This is a genomic window from Mesorhizobium sp. P3_A9, assembly GCF_056402975.1.
In genome coordinates this window covers 1-1950 of record NZ_JBFUGJ010000613.1, presented here as the reverse complement: position 1 = coordinate 1950, position 1950 = coordinate 1, and the positions used below count along the sequence as shown (strand labels likewise).

The window sequence follows — 1950 nt, the reverse complement described above, 5'->3', positions numbered from 1 at the left end:
GCCATTCTCCGCCAACCTCGATCATCTCAGGACGCTCTACCGAACGAGAGATTTCAGGAAGATGCCGCGCGCGCTGGCATCCACGGCATTGTTGGCAATTTTCAAGATTTTGGCCAAGGTGGAGCAGAAAGTAAATAATATAAGACTCGCGAACGGAACCATACCGCGCGCCARATATGTCGATTTGATAAATGCAGACCCGAACATCGCGCATGTACTGATCTCACATTATTAYATGTTCCCTGAGCTTGCCCATCTGAATGGTAAGAATGTTGTTCTGTATCTTCCCGACTACATGCCTCATTTCTACCAGGGATCGGCTGAGATGGGGGCTACACGGCAATCGGCCATGATCGGCAAAAAGATGGTCGCCAAGGCCCGCCGCATTTTGACGAACTCCGCGTTCACCGCGTCTTATCTGCCCAAGACCGCCTTGGCGCCAAGGCCCGAGACTATCGCCCACATTCCCTTGCCGTTCCTGAATGACGGTGCAAGCAGCGTGGAATCCCTCGATCGGTTTGGAGCGCTGCCCGCGCACTATGTATTTTACCCCACGAGGAACCGGCCCTCAAAGCGGCTCGCAGATTTCGCAAAGACCGTGGCGATCGTCAACGAACGGCTGAAGGCGGCCGGAGGCAAGGATCAGCTCGTTGGGATTTTGACCACGCCCTTGACAGGCCAGGCGGCAGCCGGGGCGGGTGAGCATCTGATTTCGCTTTCGGAGCTGACGGACGCGGAACTCGGATATTTGTACAAGAACGCGCTCTGTCTGCTGTTTACATCTGAAATGGAAGGGAACTTTCCAACCCAGATAACCGAGGCGCTGCACTTGGGCGTGCCGGTGGTTGCAACGAACATCCCTCTCATTACCTTGGAGATGGAGGATGCATCGGCCTCCCTGGATTTGGTCGATGTCGGCGACTGCGAGGGATTCGCGAACCGGGTTATGTCGATCCTCGCGGATCGCTCGGCGGTGGTGCGCCGGCAGGAAGGCGCCAGGCAACTTTCGTCCCGGAAGTTCGCCTACGACAACTTCAAGCACGGATTGTTCGAGCTCTTCAGGCCATAGGCTATTTCGTGCATAGGCGACAAACTGTTGAAGCTCCAAATGCCGCCTGATTTGGAACTCATAAGGCGGCACGGCGCGCGCGTATCGAGCGGGTGGAATGTGGGGGCGTGACAGCGCGCCCGAAATCAGCTTTTGTTGGTTTGACAGATGTGCGCGTCCGCTGCCGCTGTTGATATACGATCGGGATCGCTCATAATTGAGGGCGAAACCATGGGGGATAAGAACGCATAAGGTCGCACGGCGAATGTTTCATTCGCGCATTTCGCATGACCAAAGGCGCAGTCTGGAGAAGCGCATTCTGGAAGGTCTTCGTCAGTTCATGATCCGCAACGCAAGGCCATACTTCGTGCGCGGCAGTGCGGCTTTGGCGCGCGCGTCAGCTTTTGTCGGTCTGACACCGCCTGCTGAACCGATTGAGTCGCCGGCTCCTGATGCACTCGAGACCGCGCTCGCTGCCRCTGTCGATTTGACACCGCTTGCGGAACAGAGCGTGGCGCCGGCTCCTGATACGCCCGATATGGCATCCGCTGCAGCTGGTGATGTCCGATCGGGGTCGCTCAAGTTCGCGCTTGATGATCGATATCGTCTGCCTGCCGCAACATGGTCAGCTTATTTGGATCATATCCATTCGGCCGTCCCGGACGATGCGGGAGAATTGCAGGCTTTGATCACCGTTTATGTGGCGATCGTCCTTACGCCGGGCCAGAGTGAACAGGAGCAAGATAGCTGCGTTGAGGCCACGCTGACCTCTATTCGAGCCGCTGGTTCCCATGAGTTGGTCGACATTCAGCCGGTAATGCTGGGGGAGTCCGCTTCCAAGAAGCTGGAGTGCTACTCTTCTGCCAAGGAACTTGCAGAGAAAATTTCAGGCGGGCGTACCT

General features: G+C 56.6%; 2 protein-coding genes. Both read left to right on the top strand.

Going from position 1 to position 1950, the window contains the following annotated elements:
• Positions 1-1069: glycosyltransferase (locus AC1DX0_RS35225; RefSeq protein ID WP_477359047.1), on the top strand; the 1069-nt coding region annotated here is incomplete at its 5' end.
• A gap of 244 nt (positions 1070-1313) precedes the next feature.
• Positions 1314-1950: hypothetical protein (locus tag AC1DX0_RS35220; RefSeq protein WP_477359044.1), on the top strand; the 637-nt coding region annotated here is incomplete at its 3' end.